Below are 2082 nucleotides of genomic sequence, written 5' to 3' on the forward strand. Positions count from 1 at the left end.
CACTCGTAATATCCTGACTTTGGTTTTTATACCCCGCGGGGGCACCGGTCCCACAACCGCGCGGGGGCCCCCTCGACGCGTTCCGCAGGAACCAAGAGAGGTGCAGTGACGACAACGAACGACAGGCCCCACACCCCCGGCACCCCCAACTCCTTCGACGACGACTAGCCCGCCCCTACACCATGGGCCGCGCCGCCGAGATGACCGGCACTACTCCCGGCTTCCTGCGCTCCCTCGGCGAACACGGCCTCATCACCCCACTGCGCTCCGACGGCGGACACCGCCGCTCCTCCCGCTACCAGCTGTGGATCGCGATGCGCGCCCGCGATCTGGTCGATGAGGGCACGGCCATCGACGCCGCCTGCCGCATCGTCACCCTCGAGGACCAGCTCGAAGAAGCCCTGCGCATCAACGAGCAGCTCCGCCGCGACCGGCCCGGCCAGGAGCCAGCAGCCGACACCTGACCGCCCACCCGCCCGGGAACGGGGACCATGCCGGCCCGTTGCCTCAGCGTGCGAGCTCGCGTGGTCCAGTGGGCGCGGTGCCCGGCCGGATCGGATCGCCGGTCCTCGCGGCCCGATCGGCGCGGGTGCCCGGCGCATGCAACAGCACATTCCTGCGAGGCCCTTGACCGTTCCTGCCCGCCTGCGGCCGTACGCGGTCCGGCTGCGCGGACGTCTGTTCCGCGCGTGCTCCTGGCCGCTACGGTTGGGGCTGTAGACCTGCCAACGGGCCGTCAGGTCCGGATCCGCGCTTGGTGGGCGCACCCTGGCCCGCCGAGGGCGGGGCTGCAAGGAGTTCCCGGTGACCGCCCCCGCACAGTTCCACCCGCCCCTTCTCGACGTCCGCGTCCGGCCCGGAGCCGACGGCCTCGCCGGACATGGCGGGCGAGCTCGACCAGGACACCGGTCCGCTGCTGGACGCCGCCGTGAAAGACGCCCTCGACACGCACACCGTCCCCGGGGGACTGGTGCTGGACATCTCCTGGCTCACCTTCTGCGACTCCGGCGGCCTCAACACCCTCATCCGCGCCCACCTCCACGCCCGCGACGCCGGCACCCGGCTGCACCTGCTCAACCCCACCGCGCCGGTCACAGCCCTCCTGCGCCGCACCGGCGTCACCCGCCTGCTGCGCGGCGGCCCGGACCCCACGACCATCCCTGTCCCGAGCCACAACCACCCCCGATGCAGGGGATCCCCGGCTCTGTTGAAGCCCCGCCGGCTGCGCCGGTCCCGGGCGGGAGGGCCTTCAGGCCGGGTGCCGGGTGCCGGGTGCTCGGTGTGCTGCCGTGGCACCTCTGCTCCTGACCACGCCCAGGGGGCTGAGGCGGCTGGCGTCCGTGTCCTAGTCTGGGTGTCATGTCGAACCCTGACGGGCTGCTCGTCGACATCGCCGCGATGGTCGAGTCCGAGCACAACAATCAGATGTCGTTGACGGTGGTGGTTCCCGGGGCGGTGATCACCGGCAGGCTCGCGCCGGTGGCCCTGTGGTGGGAGCGGGTCGCGGAGGTCCTCCAGTCCTCGGAGCACCTGAAGCCGTTCGCTGCCCTGTTCACCCGGCCGGCGGAGGGTCCGCCGGCGCGGCCTACCCATCTCCACCTGCACCGGGCGAGAATCCTGCAGGGCGACTTCGGTCTCCCGCACACCGGCGGCATGTACCGCATCGCGATCAAGGACATCAGTAGCTGGACGGTCGGGGACCTCAGCTACTCCGACACCTGACGATCACTCTGGACCCGGGCCGCAAGCCCCTTTCATGTCCCACGTTCCGGGGTGTCCTGCTCGCCGGCAGGGTCGTGCAGCTGCTGCTGCCGGCCTCTTGTGCCGTGCGTGTGCGCGGCGGCGTGCCCGCACGGTGGTTCCGCGCGTGCCGGGAGAGGGGCGCAGTCGGCCGATGTGCGGGCGGGTCCTCGCATGTGCCGAGCGGGGGGCCCACCCCCCGGGGGGGCCCCCCCCCGGGGCGCCCCCGCGCGCGCGCCTGCGCGGCGGCCGGCGGGGCGGGCCCCGCCCGCGACCGGCAAGGCCGCCGCCAAGACGGCCGCCCCGCGCAAGCGGAGCTCCTCGTGACCGCGGCCCCGCAGC

At 73.1% G+C, this 2082-nt stretch carries 3 protein-coding genes; all 3 read left to right on the forward strand.

Annotated elements, in window-relative coordinates:
• Window positions 1–182 precede the first annotated feature (182 nt).
• The 3 genes from ACFV0G_RS20690 to ACFV0G_RS20700 all read left to right on the forward strand — a co-directional run bounded on the left by ACFV0G_RS20690 (window position 183) and on the right by ACFV0G_RS20700 (window position 1722).
• Complete coding sequence (locus tag ACFV0G_RS20690; RefSeq protein WP_380549607.1) at window positions 183–464, forward strand: MerR family DNA-binding transcriptional regulator; 282 nt, start codon at window positions 183–185, stop codon at window positions 462–464.
• A gap of 416 nt (window positions 465–880) precedes the next feature.
• A complete protein-coding gene (locus ACFV0G_RS20695) occupies window positions 881–1435 on the forward strand; it encodes an STAS domain-containing protein (protein ID WP_380549610.1) in 555 nt (184 codons plus the stop codon).
• Entirely contained in the window at window positions 1360–1722 is a 363-nt protein-coding gene (locus ACFV0G_RS20700; RefSeq protein ID WP_380549613.1) for a hypothetical protein, read from the forward strand. The genes ACFV0G_RS20695 and ACFV0G_RS20700 overlap by 76 nt, the downstream gene beginning before the upstream one ends.
• The last annotated feature ends 360 nt before the right edge of the window (window positions 1723–2082 follow it).

The organism is Kitasatospora sp. NPDC059571 (assembly GCF_042735675.1).
Classification (GTDB): domain Bacteria; phylum Actinomycetota; class Actinomycetes; order Streptomycetales; family Streptomycetaceae; genus Kitasatospora.

Excerpts from the sequence above, each read along its gene's own strand:
- ACFV0G_RS20695 (WP_380549610.1), top strand. The coding sequence starts at position 881 with ATGGCGGGCGAGCTCGACCAGGACACCGGTCCGCTGCTGGACGCCGCC.
- ACFV0G_RS20700 (WP_380549613.1), top strand. The coding sequence starts at position 1,360 with ATGTCGAACCCTGACGGGCTGCTCGTCGACATCGCCGCGATGGTCGAG.
- ACFV0G_RS20690 (WP_380549607.1), top strand. The coding sequence starts at position 183 with ATGGGCCGCGCCGCCGAGATGACCGGCACTACTCCCGGCTTCCTGCGC.